Source organism: Rhodohalobacter sp., assembly GCF_034521535.1.
GTDB lineage: Bacteria > Bacteroidota > Rhodothermia > Balneolales > Balneolaceae > Rhodohalobacter.
Genome location: NZ_JAXHMF010000006.1, coordinates 654149 through 679675, shown reverse-complemented (window position 1 = coordinate 679675; position 25527 = coordinate 654149). Strand labels below are relative to the sequence as shown.

Annotated in this window: 14 protein-coding genes; 5 read left to right on the top strand and 9 right to left on the bottom strand. The window is 44.9% G+C overall.

Annotation, left to right across the window (positions count from 1 at the left end):
* Nucleotide 1: 1 nt before the first annotated feature.
* The 7 genes from U5K35_RS15290 to U5K35_RS15260 all read right to left on the bottom strand — a co-directional run bounded on the left by U5K35_RS15290 (nucleotide 2) and on the right by U5K35_RS15260 (nucleotide 11856).
* Complete coding sequence (locus tag U5K35_RS15290; RefSeq protein WP_322572369.1) at nucleotides 2–1309, bottom strand: glycosyl hydrolase family 17; 1308 nt, start codon at nucleotides 1307–1309, stop codon at nucleotides 2–4.
* 26 nt (nucleotides 1310–1335) lie between these two features.
* The gene (locus tag U5K35_RS15285) at nucleotides 1336–3747 is read right to left on the bottom strand and encodes a hypothetical protein (protein ID WP_322572368.1); all 2412 of its coding nucleotides are present in this window, start codon (nucleotides 3745–3747) and stop codon (nucleotides 1336–1338) included.
* Nucleotides 3716–4756, bottom strand: a complete 1041-nt coding sequence (locus U5K35_RS15280) for a hypothetical protein (protein WP_322572367.1) — start codon at nucleotides 4754–4756, stop codon at nucleotides 3716–3718. The genes U5K35_RS15285 and U5K35_RS15280 overlap by 32 nt, the downstream gene beginning before the upstream one ends.
* Before the next feature lie 183 nt (nucleotides 4757–4939).
* Nucleotides 4940–5776, bottom strand: a complete 837-nt coding sequence (locus tag U5K35_RS15275) for a glycoside hydrolase family 16 protein (RefSeq protein WP_322572366.1) — start codon at nucleotides 5774–5776, stop codon at nucleotides 4940–4942.
* A gap of 55 nt (nucleotides 5777–5831) precedes the next feature.
* A complete protein-coding gene (locus U5K35_RS15270; RefSeq protein WP_322572365.1) occupies nucleotides 5832–7250 on the bottom strand; it encodes an Ig-like domain-containing protein in 1419 nt (472 codons plus the stop codon).
* Between the two features lie 15 nt (nucleotides 7251–7265).
* Nucleotides 7266–10442 carry a glycoside hydrolase family 2 TIM barrel-domain containing protein gene (locus U5K35_RS15265; RefSeq protein WP_322572364.1) on the bottom strand — a complete coding sequence of 1059 codons (3177 nt, stop codon included), beginning with the start codon at nucleotides 10440–10442 and terminating at the stop codon, nucleotides 7266–7268.
* A gap of 706 nt (nucleotides 10443–11148) precedes the next feature.
* The gene (locus U5K35_RS15260) at nucleotides 11149–11856 is read right to left on the bottom strand and encodes a metal-dependent hydrolase (RefSeq protein ID WP_322572363.1); all 708 of its coding nucleotides are present in this window, start codon (nucleotides 11854–11856) and stop codon (nucleotides 11149–11151) included.
* A 278-nt stretch (nucleotides 11857–12134) separates the two neighbouring features.
* Here U5K35_RS15260 and U5K35_RS15255 point away from each other — a divergent pair, with 278 nt between their 5' ends.
* The 4 genes from U5K35_RS15255 (at nucleotide 12135) to U5K35_RS15240 (ending at nucleotide 15070) form a co-directional block, all read left to right on the top strand.
* Nucleotides 12135–12815 carry an L-threonylcarbamoyladenylate synthase gene (locus U5K35_RS15255; RefSeq protein ID WP_322572362.1) on the top strand — a complete coding sequence of 227 codons (681 nt, stop codon included), beginning with the start codon at nucleotides 12135–12137 and terminating at the stop codon, nucleotides 12813–12815.
* Nucleotides 12812–13888 (top strand): ATP-dependent 6-phosphofructokinase, encoded by a 1077-nt coding sequence (locus U5K35_RS15250; protein WP_322572361.1) that lies wholly within the window; start codon nucleotides 12812–12814, stop codon nucleotides 13886–13888. The genes U5K35_RS15255 and U5K35_RS15250 overlap by 4 nt, the downstream gene beginning before the upstream one ends.
* Before the next feature lie 3 nt (nucleotides 13889–13891).
* Entirely contained in the window at nucleotides 13892–14281 is a 390-nt protein-coding gene (ytxJ, locus tag U5K35_RS15245) for a bacillithiol system redox-active protein YtxJ (protein WP_322572360.1), read from the top strand.
* A gap of 462 nt (nucleotides 14282–14743) precedes the next feature.
* A complete protein-coding gene (locus U5K35_RS15240; RefSeq protein ID WP_322572359.1) occupies nucleotides 14744–15070 on the top strand; it encodes a DUF3467 domain-containing protein in 327 nt (108 codons plus the stop codon).
* A gap of 8 nt (nucleotides 15071–15078) precedes the next feature.
* Here the strand turns inward: U5K35_RS15240 and U5K35_RS15235 are convergent, their stop codons facing one another.
* Both U5K35_RS15235 and U5K35_RS15230 read right to left on the bottom strand, forming a co-directional pair.
* Nucleotides 15079–16158 carry an LptF/LptG family permease gene (locus U5K35_RS15235; protein WP_322572358.1) on the bottom strand — a complete coding sequence of 360 codons (1080 nt, stop codon included), beginning with the start codon at nucleotides 16156–16158 and terminating at the stop codon, nucleotides 15079–15081.
* Entirely contained in the window at nucleotides 16151–17566 is a 1416-nt protein-coding gene (locus tag U5K35_RS15230; RefSeq protein ID WP_322572357.1) for an LptF/LptG family permease, read from the bottom strand. Before U5K35_RS15230 ends, U5K35_RS15235 begins: the two co-directional genes overlap by 8 nt.
* 276 nt (nucleotides 17567–17842) lie before the next feature.
* Here U5K35_RS15230 and sprA point away from each other — a divergent pair, with 276 nt between their 5' ends.
* The gene (gene sprA, locus U5K35_RS15225) at nucleotides 17843–25000 is read left to right on the top strand and encodes a cell surface protein SprA (RefSeq protein WP_322572356.1); all 7158 of its coding nucleotides are present in this window, start codon (nucleotides 17843–17845) and stop codon (nucleotides 24998–25000) included.
* Nucleotides 25001–25527 lie beyond the last annotated feature (527 nt).

The window sequence follows — 25527 nt, the reverse complement described above, 5'->3', positions numbered from 1 at the left end:
ATCAGTCCGTGCTTTGTGATTGTAATCTTTCCTGTATTTCCTGATCCGTTGGCGGTACCTTAACATCTTCCATCAGAGCATCCAAATCACCGTTGTATGTTTTTGTGATAGGCATTCCATCGCGGGTTAAGCCGTCAAATACACCGGCATCAACCTCATCCCAAAGCACATATTTTGCTTCTGACTGCAGGTTGATCAGTCCAAAATGATTTTCTGAGCCGAGCTGATTTGCAGCATCTTTCCATTTTTCATCGAATGCTTCAAAGTAAAAGACGGATACCTCATTTTCCTCAGACCACTCTCGAATCATGTCGTGGAACATCTTCATTTTATATTCGTCAGTTGCCCGGGAGCCATCCGGGCCATAATACCCGTTAGATACGGTTGCCCAGCCGGTTTCGCCGATATGAACCTCTTTGTCTACACCCAGGCTTTTCATGTAATCGACCACGCTCTGATACTGCGAAACGGCATATTCGAGCGATCGATCAAGTGCAGCATCAATTTTTTCCATATCAGAAAGGTTCTCTTCATCTTCTGGCACACCCCAGAAATCGGGATTGTAGTGCGTGTCATGCATGGGGTATGTGTGCATCGAGATGTAGTCTACCGTCCGGATAAGTTCATTAAGGTCTTCTTTGTGATACTCCTCACTGCCACCGCCCCAAGAGGCAAAGTTATCCGAGCTGGTTATCCATAAATCTTTGGGTAATTCTCCGTTTTCTTTCCGCTCCTGCAGGTTCTTAACCCATTTCAAAATAATGCCCGGTTCTACGTAGTACTCCTCCTGCCAGTGTACCATGGCCTCGTTGCCAACGGCAATTACTTTAACAATATCGGGGTATTGGCTTGCATAGTTTGCGGCTCTTTCAATCTCTTCGGGATTACGCGGGTGATCTTCATCACGGATGCGTTCCGGCTCATCTGTCCATGCGTTTTTTGCGTCGATCCAGGCGCCCATCATCACATACATTTCAAAATTCGGGTCTTCCTCTTTCAATTCACTGATTGCCCGCAGCAGATTGGGAACCGCATCGAGGTAGAGATTGTATGTTCGAACAATTTTTATTCCCATTGCCGAAAGAATTTTCATGTCTTCTTTTAGCTCGGGAATAGTAGGCTGGATATCTCGCGAAATGCCCCGGTAGCCGCTATATGAAATAGCGGGATAATCCGGATTTCCAAGAATTTCTTGGGCCGTTACGGAAGATTCCCCTGACTGAGCAGGATCTTGATTTGTTGAACCATTGCAGGAATTCATAAGCAGAGGTATGATAAGTGCTAACAGCAGTAAGCGTAATGTTTTCATTATTTTCCTTGATTAGTACAGTTAGTCTATGTGAGTCGGTCACTTTTCAAATCAACAGTGATCTGCTCGATTTCACCGGTGCGATTAAATACCTTTTCACTGATATTCTTATCCAGGTTCAGGCTGCTAAATTCCCTGGTTTCCCCGTTAGTCAGTTCTACTTTGATTTTATCTCCTTCGGCTTGTCGGTAAACAACCGGTACCTGGCAAAATGTAAATGAGAGGGAGTTCGGCTGAAGGGTCAGTTTTCTATCCTCTTTTCGTACATTCACGTACTCAAATTCAGTCGCCTCTTCGAGTAACTCATCTTTTTTAAGAAGATGCGGATTGAACGACAGTATTCCATCTTTTATAAACACTCCCAGCTCACCGATCCGAACAAGAATGTCTTCCTTCACCTGACCGGTCATACCGGGCTGCTGTGCACCTCTGTGGAACGGCGTATGTGAGTAGGGATCTGTTGGGAATGCCCCGTATTCTTCCGGAGACTTATGAATTCCAATACCGTCGCCAACTTCGTAAAAATGGTTTTTCAGACGATTGAGAACAGAACTATCCGCGTCTTTTTGATAAGCATCCAGGGTTACCTCCACCACGGCCAGATAGAGTTTGGAAACCATATGCCAGTAGATGGAGCCCAATCCTTCAAAGGCGAAGAAGGTGCCCGATCTTCCGGTGAATGCTTTATGGTTAAATACCTCTTCAAAAATTTGAAGCAGCAGGTCAAACTCTTTTTCTGCCAGTTCTTGATAAGCCTTTGACTCCAGATTGCGGAGGGCTTTGCTCAGATCTCCGGCATTTCTGAAATTTCCGTTGAAATGATACGTGCCTTCTACATCCTTGTTGATAATTTGCCGGTTACCGTCTGCAATCATCTTCTTGAGCAGTTCGGATTTCTCAACCAGATTTTCAGGGACGTTATTCTTTTCCAAAAATCCGGGCAGATCCTCGTTTGGATAGAGTATGTAGCTGTTCTGATCCTCCCGATAAAGAGAACTGTTTCGAAGAGCGTCCATTACATCAGCAGATTCTTTCGGGCTCAAATATCCTGAGCTGAGAACGGCAACCTGGCCTTCCAGCATTTCATCCAGTCGGGAAAGTGAAACCCCGTCAGCGTTCATGCTCATCACATTGTACGCGTGGTACAGCCGGTCGTCTCTCCGGTTGGCTTCAATGGAGTGTTCCAGATAGGAGAGGGCAGTACTCAGGAACTCTGAGATATCTGCGATTTTTAACGTCTCTTTTTCTCCGCTAAATCCGTTGTTATAGATCTGATTTCTGTAATTACTTCCCGCCGTTCCCAAAGCATCGGTTACATCCTTTCTGTGTTCATCATCAAAACGCCGGCTTAGCAAGTCCTGATGCTGCTGAAGCGTGTCTGAAATTTGAGCGAAAAAGAGATTGAGCTCTTCCGAGATAACCAACTCGTCAGTTTCTGATTCTGAGAGGGTGTCTTCAAAGAATTTTAAAAACCGTCTCAGGTAGTAAAGTGTTACCATTGAGACCCCGTTTCCTACCAGGGCATTATTGGCATCATTCCACTCGGGACGCTGGGTGTTCATCCAGATGCCGCCTTCAGGAATAAAGTTGGACATCTTGGCAAGAACCGTTGCCAGAATCTTCTCGATAAAGTTTACCCGGTGAATGTCGCTCTGTTTACTCTGAAGCAGTGCACCGTCGGCACCAATTTTTTCAACTTTTTCACGGATTTTTTGATCTAATTTTTCATCAAAATCGATGGTGTTTTTCGGATCTTTTGCGATCTGCTCGTAGGATTTAATCCGATAGGGAACATTGGCATAGGTGAAACACTCTTTGTTGAAAAGCTGCTCGAGTGCATCTGGTTGAAGGTTTCTGTAAAACTCCAGAAACTTCAGCAGGTAAATAATCTGGTGGTCTCCCCAATAGCCGATGTATGACCACGCATCGTCCGGATCGATGGTTTCCCAGTCAAATCCGCCTTTGGTTACCCTGTATGGATTGTAACCGTCAAACGTAGTGGCATTCAGGAATTTGAAAATCATTCCTTCAATAAATCCGGGGTAGGAGTGAACCAGTGCTTCCCAGTTTTGGAAAATATCGCGCCAGTTTCCTTCATAATCCAGAATCTTGGATCCATCCAGTTCGCTGTGCGTGTTGATTGAAAACTGATTCCACGGACGGCTGGGGTCTCCATGCCTTCGGCTGAACTTCAGCGGCAGATACTCTTTAGACAGTCGCAACAGATCCTGATCGTCCGTTTCTTCAAGCTGACGATACAGTTCTGTGCTTTTAAATACCTCGTCCAGACTATTGATAAAGTCTTTATTTCTGTCAAAAACTTCCTGATTGGCACTCTTCAGGTAAGAGACAAAATCATTCTTCTCGATGTTGTAGTTGTCATCAAAAATACCGCCGCGCATGATGTTAAACAAGCACATTGGAATAGTGTCGGGCATCTTTAAGATTATCTGATGTTTTCTGGAGTCCGTCGGCACTTCCGGTAAGCAGAAGGAGCTTTTCAGTTCCTTTTTCTACATCTTTTTCAAGTTTCTCGTTTAGCGATTGATCCTGCTGAATCGCCTTGTTCAGCTCAACTACCTGCGACTGATTCTGATTAACATTCGCAACAATTTTCCACTCCATGGATTTGCTTGCCGATAATTCTATATCGGCGTGAAGGAAGTATGCGCCTTTCTCACCTTTTACATCCTGCTCTTCATGGATCTCCTCCCGGTTTCTGAACTTACTTAGCTGAAGGGATGATAACAGGTAATTTGGATTTTCAAGTCCTTGAGACCAGGCTACATTCGCTTTCAGTGCTTCACTCGGTTCTGCCTTATCCACAATGATGGCGCTCAGTGCAAAAATGGCCAATCCCGAATTCTGTACCAATTCCGTTCTTTTGTAAGCGTCGGCAAGGTTACTGGATGCGCGCTGCATGTCGCTTTCAACTCCATAGGGAAGAACATTCTGTATACCGTCTATAAAAGATAGGGAGTAGTCCCGCTCTGAGTGATTGATCAATTCAGACTTTCTCACAAATCCATATTGATTGCTTGAATTCCACTGATATCTGAATGTCAGGTTCAGGTCGTGATTGATCTCCTCAAAAAGGATTTTATTGCCGAGTCGGTTTTTATAGATATTTCGGCTGATGGAATAGTTGTCTGCAAAACGATCGGAAAAGGGTTCCCAGAGCAGGGTTTTCTCTTTTTCCTTAATCTGAATGATTGTCTTGCTCCCGGTGGTGTCAGCTAAGTCTGTGATTTTATCATCGGTGTAGTAGGGAAAGAGGGCATATTCCGAATTTTTTCGTCCCGCGGTAAGCCCACCGTTACTGGAAATAAACATCCAATGGTTTGAATCGCTAACAACGCTCATAAAAAATGGGCGAAGCCGATCATAATTACTGATTTTGAACCATTTATCACCGTCAAAATTTTCTACTGAAATGGATTTTGCCAATGCTCTGCTTTTAATTTTTAAATTTTCAAAAATATGTAAGAACCTGAGTCCGATTCTAATACCATATTAAAGATGTTTCCCTCCTTGAAATCAAGGGGTTTCTTATATCTAAATTAATATTCTGATAATCAAACTCAGGTTAAGAAATCCATCTGAGTATTCCATCAGATGGATTCAATTGATTTAATTTTCTAAGTCATAGACTCGCACATAGTCCACCATCATAGTTTGTGGAAAAGGTGTTAGAGATGATGGAGGGCCGACAAATGTTCCGCCAACCGCTACATTCAGAATGATGTAAAATGTATTGTCATTGAACACCCATTCTCCGTTCGCATCATCCGGGGTAATTTCATTGTAAAGAGTATCGTCTACATAATACCTTATGAAATCAGGTCCCCATTCGATCGCAAAAACATGAAATTCTGTATCAAATCTTCCATTTGATAATGTATACGTATCCGTAACTGCGCTGCCGCCTGAGTAACCCGGTCCATGAACGCTTCCATGGATAACCGTAGGCTGCTGACCGCGATATTCCATGATATCGATTTCACCAATTTGCGGCCAGATCACCGTACCGTCAGAATCGTCGCCAAGCAGCCAGAATGCCGGCCAGATACCCTGACCAAAAGGAAGCTGAATGCGTGCCTCGAAACGGCCAAAGGTTTTTTCAAATAAACCTCTTGTCAGGATTTTTGCTGATGTGTAAGAAGAGCCCTCGAACGACTCTTCTCTTGCGGTAATAAGCAGCATTCCATCTTCAACCCGGATATTTTCAGACCGGTCGGTGTAATACTGCTGCTCATTGTTTCCCCAGCCGGGCTGCCCGAATATCTCCACACCGGTTCCGATGTCGAAAGACCAGTTATCGGAGTCGACAGACCCGTTCACATCAAATTCATCCTGCCAAATGATTTCTCTGTTTATTTCTTCCTCAGGTTCGCTTTCCGTGCCACAACCTGAAAGAATAAGGGCAAAGAAACCCAGGCAGAGAAGAGATTTAAATGATGTTTTCATGCTTTACTTCTATGTAATTTATTTTTTTTATTAAAAATCGAGTTGTATTTACCCGCTATTTACGCAGGTAAATATTGTCGACGTAAAAGGTTTCACCCGCTAATCCGGGGCCCAGGTCGCTGTCTAATATAATCTGACCAAGATTTGACTTGCTAGCCATACCTGAAATATCCAGATCAATTCTGATCCACTCACCGGATACCAATGTAGGGTTGCTAACACTGGTAGCAACAGTTATATCATCACCGCCACCGAACGAATCATCTGCACCGAAGTCTACTAGATTCAACCGTAATGTAGAGTTATTCGGAACTGGATCAGGGAAGAAGACATCCATACTTAGGAAGTTCATCTCGCTTCCATCGATTGTCGGTACGTTCTGGTTGAACTCGATACCTACAAAGTTGAAGTTCTCATAACCCAGCACACTGTTGCCATCCACTGTAAAGTCGCTTGAAGTGGTGGTTTGAAATGGTGCATAAAAACCGTTGTAGAAATCAACGGGTTCATTATCATAGGCATCACTAAAGATAGAGATTACATCATTGGGGTTTTCTGTGGGGGTAGGGGCCGGTGTGAAATTGCCTATTGATTCAATAATGAGTGCACCAAATGCATTCAGATCACCTAACGTTGCTGTAATTTCAGCAGTACCCTGCCCAACAACGTTAACTTGACCATTTTCATCTACAGTGGCTACACCTGTATCGGATGAATTAAATGTATAGTAGGCCGGTGCAGCGCCAACGGTTACATCAACTCCGTTTGCCTTATTAATGGTAAATGTGAGCCCGGTAACCGATGTTCCTGAACCAATAAAACTGGTTTGAGTCTCTTCGTTTCCATTCATAATTGCAGGCCGTGCCTGGGCCAGACCGGGAAGATTTTCATATTTGAGCTCATCCACCCAAAAAGAGTATCCATCTCCGTCTTCAGGACCTTCAGCATACCAAAACATACCTTGCTCTGAAGTCAGAACGGACGGGTCGGGGATAGGTATAACGTACTTTTCCCAGTTTGTGGTAAGCTTAAGATTAGCCCGTTCTACTTCATATTTATTACCGAAGAAGTCCTGGCCAAAACCAATGCTATTAATTGTGCCTGCTCTCGTTCCTTTTGCATAAAACGTAAGTGCATTAAAGGAAGTTAAATTTCTTCCTCCGTTATCATCCCTGAAAATTGCACCGGCATAGGATCCGGCAGGGTCACCCACGTTTGGCACGTCAAAACGCATTGATGCAGCGGTATTGTCATGGGTATCGTCACCATCCACGCTGAATGCATCCTGTCTTGAATCTTCGTAAGGATAGTATTCAAGTCCGGAACTGAAGCCGTCAATAAACACATCGGGGTTAGCCGGAAATTCCGGTTCTTCCAGGCCGTCAACGCTTCGCTCACAGCCCTGTGCAAAGAACATGAGCAGCAGGCCTGCCAGTATCGTAAGTTGGGTACTTTTTAATTCCAAAAATTTCATGTTTTTGCCTCTTTATTAGTTTGTAATATCAATTTGAATGTATGTTCTGAACTCCCACTCACTACCGTTGTCGAAACCGGGAGCTGTTGGATCGGGTACAAGTTCCCCGCTTGGGTTCATCATATACGTTGGCGCATAGCGAGGTGAGTAATCATCCAGTGACCTCCATGTGCCTCTTACACCAATTCTGGTAGATGGCAGGTTAAACCAGTCCGGTCTTCCCAAGTCTGTAGAGATGTCTCCCATTAACTGTAGAGGAAATGTTAAGTTGAAATCTCTGTGATAATCGTAGGGACCCCAGTCGTTCACTTTTACGTGAGAACTGACTTTGATGTTTTTATAGATCATCCTCAAGTCGCCGCCAAAACGGGTTACCAGTCTTGGATCGCTGCCATTTGCCTGAGCTTCTCCACCGTAAAGGTTAGCTATGATACCCAAATCTCTGTTTACTTTAGAGACAATTCGTGCATTTATTTCCCAGAGTCCATTTAGTCCGAATAGATTTTCATCTGGTGCGGGTGGGGCACCGGGAAACGGGAAGAATGTTCTGCCATCCGGTAAAATACCAATAGCCGCATCCTGTGTTGTTGGCAGGTATCTGTATACGAAACCAAGACTCACTGCTAAACGGGCATCTTCTGCCATATCGTTGTCCCACTCATACATGTAGGTTCCGGGAGTCGGATCATATGTAAGCAGAAGTTCACCGGCTACCTGTTCCCGGTTGGCTCTTACTACAAATGGATCATCAAGGATATTACGCGGTCTTGCTGGAGCATCAACACCGGAAGGCACGGGACCCTCAATCGGTTTTTGCCACATAAAGTTGGGTGCTACCTGAATGTTTCCAAGCATGTAAGTGAATCCGGAAAGGAAATTATATTGGTTTCCACTGCCGCTGTCTTTAAGTCTCCATCCTGTAAAGGTCATGGTTTGGTCTGCTCCACCATTTGCAACCAAGCCCATAATCGCAGACTGTGCATACCAGTTGAAACGGCCTCCCATATAGGAAAGTTTTAATTTACCACCCCAGTTATCTTCCGGTTTAATCTCGTCTACATATACATTGTAGCTGCCATCTTCCTGTTCACGTGCAAGCTGAAACTCGCGTCCATTCAGAGGTTGACCGGCCCAGATACCGCCCAGTTCAACATCAAAGCCACCAATGTTACGACTGGCGTAAAGTGTTACGCGTCTTGTTTTGGGTTGAGGAATCGCAAAAGAACTTCCGGTTAAACCCTGTCGCTCAAGGTCCTCATGAAAGATACCTGTTACAGATGTCTGGCCTATATCTTTTGAGTATTTAAAAAGTACAGCCGGGTTCGCTCCCCACCACAATTGCGGACCAAAAGCAAGCTTTGCTCCATCAAATATTTTCTTTCCTTCGGCTTCGAATCCAAATGGAGCCTCACCGTTATAGATAAAGATCTGGTCTCCGTAATTTGCTTCCGGGTATAGTCCAAAGAAATCTCCTTCATATCCCCAGTGATAATGTCCGGTACGGTAAAATCCATCCAGATTGAAATATTCATCATTCCAGGAATAGCTGGCACTGTAGATATCAACCCGGTTCAGTGATTCTGCATTTACATTACCGTTTTGCCCCAGTAGTTCTACTGCTCGTCCGCGGTTTTCGTAGAAGATTTCATCAATCGGGTTTTCAGCAACATTACCCAAAACATTCGCAACCACTTCGGCTCTCATGTTTGGTGACGGATTTGCTTCCACACCAATTAAGTAAGATTGCATGTGATCAAACCCCAGTTCATCCGGATATCGAACCTCACTTGGGTCCGCTTCGTCCGGTGTAGTGATTAGGCTGCCGCCCGTATTGAAGGTTTCGAACATTGCAGTAAATCGGCTAAGCGAAATAAGATCGGAACCGCCACCTCCTGATCCGCCTCCGGCACTGGCCCGCAGAACGCCATCTATTATAGTAATATCATCAAAATGATTTTCAAGCTCTTCGGTTCCAACTCCCATATCGTATGGTTCGAACTCATGCACTTCTTTCAGTACATAGTATGCTGCTCTCGGGTAGAGCTCATAATATCCTGAAAGATCGGTTGGGCCTTTAGCCATGATACCGAACCACTCTTCGTTCATATTGTTTTCTCCCTCAACATGGTCAAATTCGTACCCGCCATTTTCCCAGGAAGCGTTGGTATCGTGAGTGTCGAGCCCTTCTGTCTGGCCGAATTTCCACCATCCATCGCTGAACTGAAAAGTAAATCCACCGATAGAATTATCGCTGCCGCCCAAACCGGCTGCATTCCTGTAAATCTCTTTCCAGTTACTCAATAGATATTCTGCCTGTGGTCCCTGCGCTTCCTGAAGCGTTCGTGCATTAAATCTGTCTGAGCCAAACTCTGTAAGCAGAACAGGTTTTCCATACTCATTCTGGACTCTTTCATACAGGTCGGTGAAAGTCATTCCCCGATAGGTGTTGGTGCCAAATATGTCCATATCGGGCACTAATTCGGAAATCAACTCCATAAATAAAAGATCACCATTGGCCATGGCAATAGGCCGGCTGTCGTCAATAGCTTTCATCTCAACAGCTGCTTCGTTAAACAGCGAATACATATGTCTTGCGCGCTCTGTTGAAACTCGGTCTTGAAAAGGAATATCTTCAGTTTCAGCTCCGCCCCAGAATAAACCGTAGTTATTTTCATTTCCCAGTAAAAAGAGAAGCAGCCCCGGGGTGTCTTTGTACTCTTCTGCAAGCTGAGTTACTTCTCTAAGTAAAAGCTCGCGAACTCTTGGGTCGGAATATTCCGTATTCGGCGCCCAAGCTCCATCAATAGTTAATCCATAACGCCCGAATGAGTGGTTGAGCATCGTGTAGATGCCGTAATTCTCATATATATACGTGATCCATCTCTTTGGTATTCCGGTGTATACACGTATGGCATTCACGCCCATGTTTTTTAGCAGGGCCATTTCATAATCCAGAGCCTGCTTAATAAAATCAGGTGATTGATTCCAAAGGCTGTAATTAAAGTTGGTTCCCCTGGGAAAGTAGTCCCAGTTCATTCCATTTATCATTAATGGCTCGTCATCGACTAGTAGCCTCCATCCGTCTTCACCCTCTTCTACAACTACATTATCAGACTGTGCCATGATGGGTGTGGCAAAACTAAATATGAAGCCCAAAACTGTGAGACAGATTACTGTAATTTTTGATTTCATAGATTCCTTATTAATTAACTATTAACATTCCGTTAAGAAATGCGCTGAAACAGATTGGTAAACAAATCGTTGTTCCATTCTAAAAAAATCAACTTGTGTAAGCAAGATATACAATACATATACATGCAACAATAAAAGCGCTTTTCCAACCGATGAAAGTATATTTAAATGCTTTAAACCTACAGAAAACAACTTGGATAAAAAGGTCTAATTTTGAGTAAAAAAAATCGGTTTGTATATACTTTTTAAAGGTGATGTAAAAGTGGTTTTGTCTTTTTAATCATCAATTTTACAAAATTTAAAAGGAGAGAGGGATTTGAATGAATGGTGAGAAATTGAATATGAACCTAGAGAAAATTTTTTTCAAATGAAGGTAATCGGGCAATAAAGTCTTTGTCAAATAGATCCCTCCACTACAACCCCGACCGAGAAAAACAGTCGGGGTTTCCGGTCGGGAAGACAGACTACAAATAGAATAGAAGCGGTGTACGCGTAGATATTTATTTGCAGCGGAGCTGCTTGCTTGTCGTCCCGGAGCAGAGCACCGTGACGAGGAGATAACGTGGGACGTTGTCCCAGGCCGGGTTATTTCAGGCTTCAGTCTTTTGACCAAACGGAAATTGAGATAAAACCAAAAAAAGGCTTGATGAAAATTCATCAAGCCTGTAAATCGAAGTGGTGTTTTAAAAAGCTAAAGATTGTGTTGTCAGCTTCCTAAAAATTGTTCTCCGGGTTTTGGAATTTCAACTTTCGTATCGCAGTATTCACTGGTGAACTCTTTAAAGTCTTCGGGATCTCCGGTAAGTACCGGAAATGTGCCATAGTGAATAGGAACGGCAATCTTGGCGTTCAGCATATCACAGCAAATTGCAGCTTCCTGCGGACCCATCGTGTAGTAGTCTCCCATTGGAACGGCAATAACATGCGGCTGATACATTTCACCGTAGAGCTCCAAATCACCAAAAATATTGGTATCGCCCAAGTGGTAGAAGCAGATATCGTCTTCAAAGGAGATCACAAGTCCGCCTGCTTCTCCGGCGTAATCACCCTGAAAAGATGAGCTGTGATTGGCGTTTACCAGCGTTACGGAAAAGTCATCAAAATGTACGCTGCCGCCCTTATTAAACTCAACACGCTGCTCTTCTTTCAATCCGTGCTTCTTTAAAAGTTGAGAGAGTTCAACCTGTGCTACAACAGTGCAACCTGTTTTTTCGGCGAGATCTAATGTATCTCCAACATGATCTTCATGGCCATGTGTTAAAAGTATAAAATCTATATCGTCCGGACTCTTATGCTCTTCGGGCGTATTCGGATTCTGAGAGAGAAATGGATCTACATAAATCACTTTCCCTGAAGGCGATTCCAGCCTGAATGCGGAGTGTCCCAACCACCATGCTTTTATTTTCGTATCCATAAATAGTCGAAATTTAATTTAGAATTGTATAGTTAGTTTGTATTCAGTGATTTAACAAAAATTGCAAATCTATCGTTGACAATCGTTAAACGGAATGGTATTAATATAAAAAGCAGTTCTGTTAATTCAGAAAGCTGCAAAATATGTCTTAGGATCATAAAAAGGAGGATCAGGAACGCAAATCATTATATTCTATACAAGTATGTTGTTACGTCAAATTTTTTACGTGACTCTTTTCGAATAGAAAAATAAAAATCTAACCTAAAACAGGGCCGAATATGTCTCAAAGAGTTAAACTCCATCATGACGCTCCACATAAAAAGAAAATTTTTGAACTTACTGATGAACTAATTGATGGCTCGGTGATGATAGTGCCGACTGACAGTCAGTACGCCTTACTATGTGATTATAAGAATAAAAAGGGCATTGAAAGAATCCGTAAAATTCGTCAGCTCAACAAAAACGACCATTTAACGGTGATGTGTAACAGTCTTGAAAACGTTTCGATTTTTGCACATCTGAGTGATGATAACTTTAAGCTGATAAAGCGTCTGATTCCGGGCCCATATACATTTATTCTTCCGGCCACCCGTGAAGTACCGCGCCTGCTCACACATCCCAAAAAGCGAACGGTAGGAATACGCGTGCCCGATCACTCTGTTTGTCTTGATTTAATAAGCGAATTGGGTCATCCGGTGTTGGCGATCACTGCAAAGCTACCTAATGTAGAGTTTGGCAGCCCGGGAGATGGAAATAAGGAGATGTATCTGAACCGGTTTGATAAGGTTGTTGATGTAGTGGTTGACGACCAGCTGGATACGCTATCGGATGAGGAGACCAGCATCATAGATTTAACCGGAGATGAACCTGTACTGCTCCGGGAAGGTTTGGGGATGGAACGCCTCAATGAAGCGATAGCCATTGAGAGGTTTACATTGAAAACCCCGGAGATGGTATGAAAATAGCCATAAATACGGGTGGCGGTGATGCGCCCGGGCTAAACGCGGCAATTCGATCTGCAACACTTTCAGCAATTCGGCGTGGATGGGATGTGGTTGGTATCCGAAACGGGTACGGCTCTCTATTTACTGAGGAACCTTTTATTCCACTTACAGCCGAAAAAGTGCACGGTATAACCATGGATGGCGGTACTATTCTGGGTACGGCCAACCGTGGTAATCCGTTTGAAATGCCGTATCAAAAAGAGGATGGTTCCTGGGATTTGGAGGATCGATCGGATGAAGCGGTTGAGGTCTTCAAATTAAACAACATTGATGCTCTTGTTGCCATTGGCGGTGACGGCTCTATGCGAATTGCCAACCGGTTTTCGAAAAAGGGAATTCCGGTTGTCGGTGTTCCAAAAACAATTGATAATGACATTTGGGGTTGTGAGATATCCCTGGGTTTCGATACGGCCGTAAGTACGGCTACAGAAGCCATTGATAAAATAACAACAACGGCGGAGTCTCATCGCAGAATCATGGTTGTTGAAGTGATGGGGCGGTATGCCGGCTGGATCGCCCTCCACTCGGGCTTGTCAGCCTCAGCTGATGTTATTCTGATTCCGGAAATTGAATTCTCTCTGGACTCCATTGCTAAGAAAATCTTGGAAAAAGAGGAGAAAGGGGAAACCTACTCAATCGTAGTCGTTGCCGAGGGATCTAAAGAAGTGGACGGAGAAAATTTTGTAAAGGGGAAAGTTCTGGGCCAGTCCGAACAGCTTGGAGGAGTAGCCGAATACCTGGAGAAAAAACTATCTGAAATGACGGGCAAGGAGTCCCGTTCTATAGTTTTGGGACATCTTCAGCGCGGCGGAACGCCCTCTACCAGTGATCGGCTGATTTCACTTCGATTTGGAGCTGCCGCTATCCGCGCCATAGCAGAAAAAGATTTTAACAAAATGATTGTGATGCAGCAGAACGAAATTCGAAGGATACCACTCTCCGATGTGGCCGATAAAATGAAACTTGTTCCATTGGATGGAGACACTATTCTAACGGCACGAGAAATAGGAATCTGTTTAGGGGATTAATGTATGAGTTTTTTAAGCGGTCTGCGCGGAATGATAGGCGGACGTCCACAACTGCCGGAGAAATGGAAACTGCCGGAAACAGAAGATGATGTGGAAAGTCTGTTAAAACCGGATTCAGGTACACAGGTAATCTATAAGCACAGCTATAACTGTGCAGTCTGCATCTTTACTAAAATCAAAGTGGAAGAGGTGATGGAGAAACTGAGTGAAAAGGCTGCCTTTCATTTTGTGGATGTTGTCAAGAACAGAGAGGTTTCCGGGAAGATTGCTTCTGAAACCGGAGTGGGTCACGAATCACCGCAAGTGTTGGTTATAAAAAATGGAAGCGTGTACTGGCATGCATCACACTCCGCTATCGATAAAGATCAGCTGGAAGAAGCCATTTTGATTTGAATTCGATATAGGAATACAGCCTACAAATGAAACAGAGGCGGTATACGCATAGAAGTTTTATTGCAGCGGAGCTGCTTGCTTGTCGTCCCGGAGCAGAGCACCGTGACGAGGAGAAAAATATTGAAAGGAGATCCCTCCATGCGTTCGCTTTGCCAGCCTCTGCTAAAGTTTCGGCAGGCCCGCGGCTGTTTCCCATTTGTAGTCTGTCTTCCCGACCGGAAACCCCGACTGTTTTTCTCGGTCGGGGTTGTAGTGGAGGGATCTCCAAATAGAGTTGATGATTTATAGACAAATTTTTGTATAAACTGTAGCTTTGTTAAGGGGTGCAAATTCTAAATTTTATCCCAAACTCACGTCTATTTTTGATTGATGACATAAATGATTTGTGGACTTTTACGCAATATGTGATCATCTTCATTCAGAAAATCAGACTTAAACGCGAACACAGAAACGTTTTCTATTATGGACCAGAAGAAAAAACAACAAAAAGGTAAATCGATAGAGATTGAACTCAAAGAGGATGAGGCTCCGGGAACGTACTCGAACCTGGTGATGATCACTCATTCACCTTCGGAATTTGTCTTCGATTTCATTTCGATGATGCCGGCCGTTCCAAAAGCGAAAGTTGTAAAGCGTATCATCATGACTCCCGATCATGCAAAAAGACTGGCCAATGCGCTCAATGAAAATATCCGCAAATATGAAGCTGAAAACGGAACCATTTCAACAGTTTCCAAGGATAAGTTTGATATGCCTTTTAACTACCGTGGACCCAAACCTGAAGCCTGATCTGCTGACTATTTCTTAGCAAAGATCAGCGCTAAAAATCCGAGTATAAAGAAAAACAGGTGGGGAAAAAATGCCGCGAATTCCGGTGATAAAGTACCGGCAGCCCCAAACGGTTCAATCACTTTCATTGTGGTTAGATAGATAAAACTGAAAGAGAGGCCAGCTGCAATATAAAATCCCTTACCGCCTTTTCGACGCTCCGTTGCTATGGCAAAACCTATGAAACATACAACGATAACAGAAATTGGGTAGGCCATTCTGCTGTAGAGCTGAACCTTAGGAAGAGAGATTCCTCCGGCACCAATTCTGCTAATGGATTCAATATATTCCAAAGCCTGTGGGTAAGTAAGCTGATAGATATCAGATGATCTGCGGCTTAAATCTCTGGGTAAAATATTAAGCTCAATTTCTTGATCTTCGGTGTTGAACTCCTCATAACCGGTCTCTTTAAAAACTCTGTGTTGAGCCCGGTTAGTAACCCAAGTTGAGGTAGAATCTACCCAGTTCAGACGGTTGGAAGTTACTATTCTGTTGATTCGGTCTTCCTCAAATTCAACGTATGTAACATTGTAGCCAATGTCTGCAGACGGATCAAAAAAGTTAATGTTGATTATGGTGCTGTCTGAATCCTGTCTGAATATTCCACCCCTGTCAATTCTGTCGCTGCTGCCCGACATATATTGCCGTTCAAAAGCAATCCGCTCGGCATTGGAGTTTGGGATGATAAACGCATCGAGGTAGCTGACTGAGATTGCAATTGTAAATCCAAACATCAGGTAGGGGACAAATAATCGGTATAAACTGATGCCGGAGGCCTTTATAGCCGTTGTTTCAAGACGCTCTGTCATCTGCCCGGTTAAAATGAGGCAGGCAACCAGTACCGCAACCGGAGATACCAGCCGGATCATTTCCGGGATATAGTTCAAATAGTACTGACTCCAGATCTCAGCCATCTCTGCACCCTTATCGGCAAAGTCATCGCTGTTTTCAGAAAAGTCGATCAGAATAAAGATGAAGATCAACAACCCCAGCACAAATACTGTGATGGTAAGAAGCCTCAATAAGATGTAGCGGTCAAGTTTATTCATCACGTCTGAATAGGTTAGTTATCCGGATGGATGTGCTCACATGCAGGGTGAGAATGATGCCGATAACCAAAAAGAATATGTTGATTCCCCACATTCCCCAAAATGGACTGATAATCAATCTGTCGGCCAGTTTTTCTCCCTGAATGATGGCAATAAAATAGATGGTGAGCAGCCCGCCGCTGATCAGTGCGGCAACACCCAGATTTCCCTTGCGGGTTAACATGCCAATGGGAGCTCCCAAAAACACAAAGACGATGCAGGCAAATGGGATAGAGAATTTTTTATGAACCTCAACCAAAAATTCAGCCTGTCTGAAATCTCGCCAGCTTACGTTTGATTTCAGGTTGTCGAGCTCTGAGTTGTAGCGATCTATGGTGTTGATGGCCCGATTGATTGAGGCTATTTTTGTGGAAGGATTTGGAAGCTCTTTTAGAGTTATAAAGTCAGACTGATAGAGTTGAAGCGTATCCTGCAGGTCACCTTTGATCAGATTTAAAGACCGTCCCGGTTCAGAATGAAAAGGTATCTGCTGATCTTGCCCGGTATTCTTTTTAAATTTTTCAATCTCCCGTTGCTGTTCGGCTCGCAGGGTGTCGACCACAGCCAGCATTGCCTGGGCGCTCATCGTACGATCGTTTCTGCTTCTCTGATCGGGATTGGATCTTGAAAATGAGAGATCGGTGAGGTCAAAACTCATCCTATAGGTCGAGAAATTACTGCGCTCCAGCGTCTGCTCATCTCTGCGCTCACCGGGGATAAAACGCAGCGACGATCCGTTGTAGAGAAACAGTGACAGTGTGTACTGATCAGGGCTTTCGAGCCAGCCGCGCTCCGCGTTGATGTACGCCTCTTTCCGGTTATCCGTGGCGTCTTGAAAAACGCGAACATCGTAAAGTGAATCCGTTTCACTGTCTATCTCTTTGATCAGGAACGTGTAGCCTTCCAGATCTTCGTAGAAAATACCGGGTTGCAGGTCGAAAGCCGGCTTTTGCATGCGGATATCCAGAAAGAGAGAGCGCGCTTTATGATTGGATTCAGGCAGTACATAATTTGAGAAATAACCCATCAAGCCGAACAGCACAACACCGGTCAGAATCATGGGAGCCATTAATTTGATCGGATTTATTCCGGCAGCCCGGATGGCCGTTAATTCATTCCACTCCGAGAATTTACCAAACGCGATGAGTGTGGAAACCAGAACCGCCATCGGAACAGCTAAAACCACCATGTAGGCCAGGTTACTGAGAATCAGCTCGGAAACGATCAAAAAAGGCAAACCTTTGCCAACCAGTTTATCTACGTGAAGGATTAAAAACTGCATCAGCAGCAAAAACATCACTGTAAAAAAACAGAAAAGAAAAGGCCCGATATGTTTTCGGAAAAGATCCGTCTGTACTTGATTAAACATGCCTGAATAGTACAGCTATTTTAACATTCATGAAAAGTGCAATTCTAAAATCAAAAGCTTTCAAAACCATCTATTTTTAAACATCTTTGCAGAGAGTTTATTATTCTTAGGCAATCTTATTTGAACCCCATAAAAGCAGATCTTATCGCATAAAACGTTACGACACTGATTAGTTTGTTTTCTTTCATAACAGGCTGTAAAAAAGCCGGATAACTGCAGTTTATTCCAGTGCCAATAAAACGTTCTTTACTACTTTTTCCAATTTTGGGATGGTTGATGCATTTTGCTTCAGTAACAGAAGTATATGCACAAGATGGCGAAGCTGCAGACACAGTTACCGTACAGAACGGAGAGTTGAATGCGATATTTCCTGAAATTAAAGGGGATAAAATCGCTCCGGTCTACTTTAAACCCATTCCCAAGCTCTATTATATCACCCTTCCCGAAGAGGAAATTTCCATCGAAACCCGCAGTGACGGGGGGTTTTTCGCTGAAAAGAAAATAGGCGGCTACAGATCCGGTTTCCCTGTTTCCATGAGTTTCCGGAAATACGCTGAAATTCAAAGAGAGCGTATACAGCGAGAAAACTGGCGACAATTTATACGGGAGAGCGAACGCAGGGAAGAGACCGGAAGAGGGCTTTTTGATCTGAGCGTTGCCATTCCCGGGGGAAGGGAGTCTGCTTTCTCATCCATTTTCGGAACCCCGGAAGTAAATTTGAGAGTCAACGGTGTAGCGACGATGAACGTGGGGGCGTCTGTTCAAAAATCGGAAGATCCAAGCCTGCCGCCCGATCAGCAAACCCGTATAGACCCGACTTTCGATCAAAGCCTGCAGCTGAACATACAGGGAAATATCGGGGATAAACTGACCATTCAGACAGACTGGGATACCGAGAGGCAGTTCGACTATATGAACCGCTTAAATATTATCTACGAGGGATACGAAGATGAAATCATCAAAAGTATCGAGCTGGGTAATGTGGATATGAATACCGGCAACTCCCTGATTAGAGGCAGTGGAGCACTATTTGGAATAAAATCTGTTGCGGAGCTGGGATCATTCAGGCTTACATCCGTTCTTTCTCAGCAGGGTGGTGAGAGCAATGTTGAAACCATTCGCGGAGGATCAACCGAACAACCCATTCAAATTCGACCTGCCGATTACAGCGACGACAGGCACTTTTTTCTGGATTACTTTACACGGCAGGAGTTTGAAAACAGTATGGCCAATCCTCAGCAGCTTTCACAAACCCTGCAGATTGCGGACATTGAGGTGTGGGTGCTCAGGGATAATATACAGTCAGACGCCGGTGCCCGCCTTGCCGTAGCCCTGGCTGATAAAGGTGTAGTGAGAGATGGAGCAGGTGAATTTTTGCCACCCGATAACGATCAGGACTTTTTCGATCCGGAGTTGCTGGATCAGTTTCGTGATCCACAGGTGGGGGTTTCAGCTGAGGATTTAGGCATTACCGAATCCAGAAATTTTGAAGAGGGATATTTTACACCACTTCAGGAGGGGACAGACTATACGGTTAATAAAATCTCCGGATACATCTCTCTCCGGCGAGGTTTGGGCTCAAGAGAGGTACTGGCGATCTCATTCACTTACAGAGGTGCGAACAACGAAATTATAAATGTCGGTGAGCTGAACAGAAGCGGTAACGACAGAATTTTCCTCAAAATGCTTCGTCCTCAGAATGTATCCACAGACAGTGACCTTTTTAATCTGACGATGCGCAACATCTATTCGCTGGGTGTGAGCAATATAAACCGTGAATCGCTGGAACTGGAGCTTGAGTTTACCGAGCAGAACATCGCCAGGGATCGATTGCCCGGCAGAACTACAACGCTGCTACAGGATCTTGGACTGGACCGGGTTGATTCGCAGGGAGCCCTGGAGCCGGATAACCAGCTCGATTTTGGAACAGGAACGTTGGATCCGCAAAACGGCCTGATCATATTTCCATACCTGGAACCGTTTGGCAACAGAATTCAGGAAGTTCTGGAAGATTCGCCTGCCGACCCTGAAGATATTGAACGGCTGACATATAATGAACTGTATCAGGAGAGACAGAGGAACGCATCTCAAAGTTCCAAAAACGGGTTTTTCAGATTTAGCGGGACATCCCGCGGCGGCCTTCAGGAAAACTACAATCTTGGTATTGCCCTGGTAGAGGGTTCGGTTCGTGTCTACGCAAATGGGAATCAGCTGCAGGAGAATGTGGACTACCAGGTGGACTACTCGTTCGGGAGCATCACCATCTTAAACGATCGCTATACCGCTCCGGGCCAGGATATCCGGATCGAATATGAGAATCAGGCGCTTACCTCCATCGAGCAGAAAACCTTTACGGGCTTGCGGGCTGAGTACGATATTACAAACAACTTTCAGGTTGGGGGTACCTATTTCAGATTTAATGAGCGGCCGCTGGATGATAAAATCAGAATCGGTGATGAACCGATCAGTAATTCCGTGCTCGGTATTGATGCAAATGCAAGGTTTGATACACCCTTTATAACCCGGGCTGTGGACTGGTTACCGCTGATTCAGACCAGGGAAAATTCAGAATTTGAGTTCAGCGGCGAGTTTGCGCAGCTTCGTCCAGGTGTAGCCGAAACCCGTGCTGTACGCAGGGCTATTCAAAACAATGAGCTGTTTGAAGATGAAGAACAGGGTTTATCCTTTTTAGACGATTTTGAAGGCTCCAATATTAAAATCAATCTTTTAAACGCTACACGCTGGAATTTGGCATCAGCACCGGTGGCTGTGCCGGGTTATGAACCCGATGAGCCTATTTTTGAAGAGGATGATTTTCCGGGTCAGCCGGTTTCCAATCAGCAGTCGAAGCTGGACAGGGCCAACTTAAGATCTAAATTTTCGTGGTACTCCATTCCGCGAAATATTTCAACTATTCTGGGGAACGTGGAGTTTACGCCGGAATCTCAGCCGGTTCGGGTTACGGATGTTTTTCCGGGTCGCGAAACGCAGAATCCTCAGGATGAGATTATTACCACGATGGACATTTTTTACGATCCATTATCCGGCGGTCAATACAACTACAATCCTGAATTGAGAACGCTGCTGGAAGAAGAACCCGAGAGAACCTGGGGTGGAATGACGGCCGTGATTCCATCCGGCCAGGAGGATTTTTCACAGAACAATATCGAGTTCCTGGAATTTTGGGTTCAGCCTGTACTCGAAAATGGTCAGCCCGCACCCGCAGGGGCCGTTGACGAATTCGACGGCAAAATGTATATCGATATCGGACTGGTAACGGAAGATGTTGTTCCCAACTCCAAGCTTAACACAGAGGATGGGCTGGCATTAAATCCTGAAACGTTGATTCTTGACAGTCAGATGAATCCCAGATCGGCTCTGCCCGCTAATCCGCCTCCGCCCGAGGGGCAGTTTTCGAATGAAAACAGGGACATTGAAGATGTTGGACTGGATGGGATGCCCAATTCGGACGGAGTGAACGGTTTAAATGAGCAGACGATATTTGCAGATTTTGTGGACGAAATGAGGCAGCAGTGGGGGCAGGCCAGTGAGACATATCAACAATTATCTGCAGATCCGTCTAATGATGACTACGTCTTTTACGGAGAGTCTGAGGTTCAGGATTTGCCGCTTCACGAAAGGTTTCACAGGATGCTTGGTTTTGGCGACGGGAATACGCCCATAGACCAAAGCGAAAAAAGAGCATCGACGAACAGGCCCGATACAGAGGGTTTGGTCAATCCGTCGACAGTGGCGCTAACCAATGCCTATTTCCAGTATGAAGTGGAGCTGAATCCGGCTGATGAAAACCGTCTGGAAATTGGAACACCCGGAACGTATATCGTAGACAGGGTACCCGGCTCTCGCCAGCAGGACAGATGGTATCAGGTTCGCATACCGTTGGATGATTTCAAACGAACGGTGGGAGATATCAACGATTTTCAGAATATTACCTATGTGCGTATCTGGATGTCGGGCTACGAAAGGCCTTTTACACTTCGTTTTGCAGCGTTGGATTTTGTAGGGAATCAGTGGAGACAGGATGAGAATATAAATACCCAGAGCGATCCCAATGCCGATATAAAAATCAGCACGATTAATATCGAGGAAAACTCGAATCGACGTCCCATTCCCTATCGCCAGCCTCGCGGGGCCATTCGGGCTCAAAACCGCAGTACACAGCTTCAGTCGCTTCAGAATGAGCAGTCCATCGCGCTGCAGGCAGAAAATCTGGGACCGGGTTCCCTGCAACTGGTAAAGAGGGTTTACCCCGGAGGCTTGAATCTTCTAAACTATTCAAACATGAGAATGTTTGTACACGGAGAGGGTTACGAGAACAGGGGAGATGCGGAGTTGGTCATGCGTTTTGGGAACGATCTCGAGAACAACTATTACGAGTATCGCCAGCCGGTGACCCCGTCAAATCCCAATTTCCCCTATCAGGAATTTGATCCATCTGGGAACCCGCTGTTCGATGAAGAGGCGAGACAGGTTTGGCTTTATGATGAGAACAGTATGAATATTGTTCTTTCGGCCTTTAATCAACTAAAACAGCTGAGGGACCAGGAGGGAGGCGGTTCTCTGACGGAAGTGTATGAACGCTCGGATATCCTCGAAGAGTCGGTACCGGGCGCCGTTGTTGCTATCAAAGGGAATCCGTCTTTAGGGCGGGTATCGGAAGTGGGTATGGGAATTCGCAATCCCTTTGATGCGGACAACCCCGATGGGCAGGGTACGCCTATTTTGAATGCAGAACTATGGCTGAACGAACTCAGGGTGTCCGGTTTTGATAATGAGACAGGCTGGGCCGCGAACTCCAAATCAACATTAAAGATTGCTGATTTTGCCACCGTTAATGCAAATATCTCGCGAGAAACTCAGGGCTTTGGTTCACTGGATTCCCGCTTGGGTCAAAGAAGAGTGAGCAATGAAACAGCCTATGATTTATCCACGACGGTAAATATGGACAGCTTCATTCCGGAGCGCTACGGCTGGAGTCTTCCCGTAAACCTATCCACAAGAAGATCCACCTCAGTTCCAAAATATTTGCCAAATCAGGGAGATATTCGCCTGACGGATTTCGAGCAGGCTGTACGCTCCAGAACCGATCTGAATGAAGAACAGCAGGATCGGTTGATAGAGCAGCAAACCCGTGAGGTTGAGACCTACAGGGAGAGCTACTCCATTAACCTGTCCAATATGTCGAAACGAAATTCACAAAACCGAATTGCGCGTTACACACTGGATAATACCACAATCAATTACGTTTATAACACAGCAGACGGACGATCACCGGAGTATATTTTTCAGGATAACTGGAATTACAACGCCTCCGTCCGGTACAATCATAATTTCAGGACAGCCCGATATGTGAGACCGTTGAATTTTCTCTCTAATGTACCGCTTGCAGGAAGCCTGGCGGGGATCCAACTGGGCATAACTCCAACCAGCTTTTCCTCCTCTTTAAGCACCCGAAGATCCTACGAAGAAAGAAAGCGAAGAGCGCTTCGCGACCAGGAAGAGTTTGCTACCCAGCAGACACATAGCTTCACTTATACCAGCAATCTCGGCTTCGGATATAACTTTACGCCGTCTATCACAACTTCATTTCAGTCGCAGGGAGTGTTCGATTTAGCCAGGGTTTCAATCCGAGATGCGGGCATGACCGGTGCAGACAGTACAGCATTTGCTACAGAATCGTCATTTGATGTTTTCAGGGATCTTCTTTTTGATGACCTGTCTCCGCGGAGAAGCAGCTACTCCGAAAACTATACGGCAGGTTGGCAGCCGCGGTTCAGTCAGATTAGTTCGCTGAACTGGATAAACTACAACGCCCGCTATTCGGGTGGATTCAGGTGGGAAAACTCTCCGTTTGGATCAAATCAGGGTTCGAGGGTTTCAAATACATTCAGGCTGGATCACACTTTGAGAATCAACACGGAGACTCTGCTAAATAAAATCCCATTTTACGAGAATGCGGTAGAAGCCGACAGAAATGCAAAGCGCGAGCGTGACGGAGATGATGGGAATGAGGACGATGAAGCCGGCTATACTTTCAGAGAGCAGTTTACATACTATGCCCGGAAGACATTTCTGGCTGTATTTAGCATGCGCAGCGCGGATATTAACTACAGCAATTCAAAAACAGGATCGCAGGCGGGCTATGACGGCGGGTCGAGCTTTTTTGATATGTTCGGCGCGGGAGAGGATTTTACACCATCATTCGGTTACAGGATCGGTATCGAAGAGAGAATCAGGCAGGATCAACTGATTGCGAATCCGGATGGAACCGGAACGCTTCAAATTCCTGCAAACAATACCTATTCGGATAATGTAACGCTTGGAACCCGGTTAAATCCGTTCTCAAATCTGTCGATAGACCTCAACTGGCAAACGCAGTGGGATGAACGGCGCACCGAATCGATCTCGCTGGGTCCGGATAACGAAATAACCTCTGTAATAAGTGCCTCCGGTAACATCAGCTCGAGTGTGTGGGCGTTTGGCACAGGCTATGAAGAGTTGTTCAGGAATCAGCTGCAATCCGCTTTTAACGGCATGAGTGCTACAGAAAATATAATCGGAGCCGATAACGGAAACACGGTTCTGAACAGTGTAGCTCTTCAGGAAGATTTCAGGACTGCATACCTGGGACGGACTTCTATATTTGGCGATAAGAATTTTACCCCGATACCCCTGCCAAACTGGAGAATTAACTGGACCGGAGTGGAGAGTTTTATTCCTTTGATTGGCCGCTACATGCAGCGAGCAACCATCACTCATTCCTACAGTGGCTTGTACAGGATTGGCTGGAATTTAAATAACGATGCCGACTCACCCATCACGAGAAGAATAGGAGTGTACCAGGTTGAAGATGTAAGGCCGGAATTTGATCCTTCATCCGTAAATATTGAGAAACGATTTGCTCCGCTGATGCAGCTGAATGTGACGTGGGATAACGGGCTGAGAACACAGCTGGGATACGAAACAAGTAAAATCACAAGCCTTTCCCTATCCAACACTCAGGTATCGGAACGAACCTCGAAAGGGCTGAGGGTACAGTTTGCCTACACGCTGCGAAATTTCAGGCTTCCATTTTTCTCAACTTTGACTAACAATGTGGACTTAACCATCAACGGAAACTATATAGAAGATACGGAACAGCGTTTTCTGCTTGATGCGGATCTTGACCGTGCACTGCAGGATGGAGCAGGTGAAATTAACAGAAATCCCTCGGCTTACGATTTCAATCCGAGGCCGCCTACGGGACAGACAAGAATAAACGGTTCCGCCGTTGTAGGTTACCGTTTCTCAAATACAATCCAGGCAAATTTTGAGTATGGATTTACACAAATTTTGCCTAAATCATCCCGGACCTTTAAACGAACCACCCACGACATTCGGTTTAATATTCGAATTAACATCCGTTCTTCGTAGCTAAACGTGACTTCGATATAAAGTGATTCAATTTGGCAAGGTGAGAAATGGTACTATGTGCGCTATCTTGAAGAAAATAGTAGGCAATATTAGAATCCCCTCCTTATGAAGGAGGGGCGCGGGGTGGTTGGATCGGATTTTTTCTTCAAAAATGTTTGGAAAATGAATCTTATTTTTTTCAACCACCCCTAAATCCCCTGACATTACCCATATAAACTTAGAATCATTAAAAATGATATAAAATACACCCACAGATTAAACTGTTTCCCTTATTCCTTTTGGGCCGCCAAAAGGAATCAAAAACTCCCGGGCGGTGATTGCTTCCGGGCCTGGTTTGCCCGCGCGGTTACACAACATCGATTGCTCCCGGGGGGAGCCGATATTGTGATGTCTCCCGCGCTGTGATGCAAACCATGCTAATCCTCCACCAATCAAGGCCGGAGGGTTCTTTTAGTTTTTTTAAAAAAGTCTGAGTTACTAGAAGAATCCGGTTTTTATCCCATCATAAAAAATAAACGCCTTAAGTT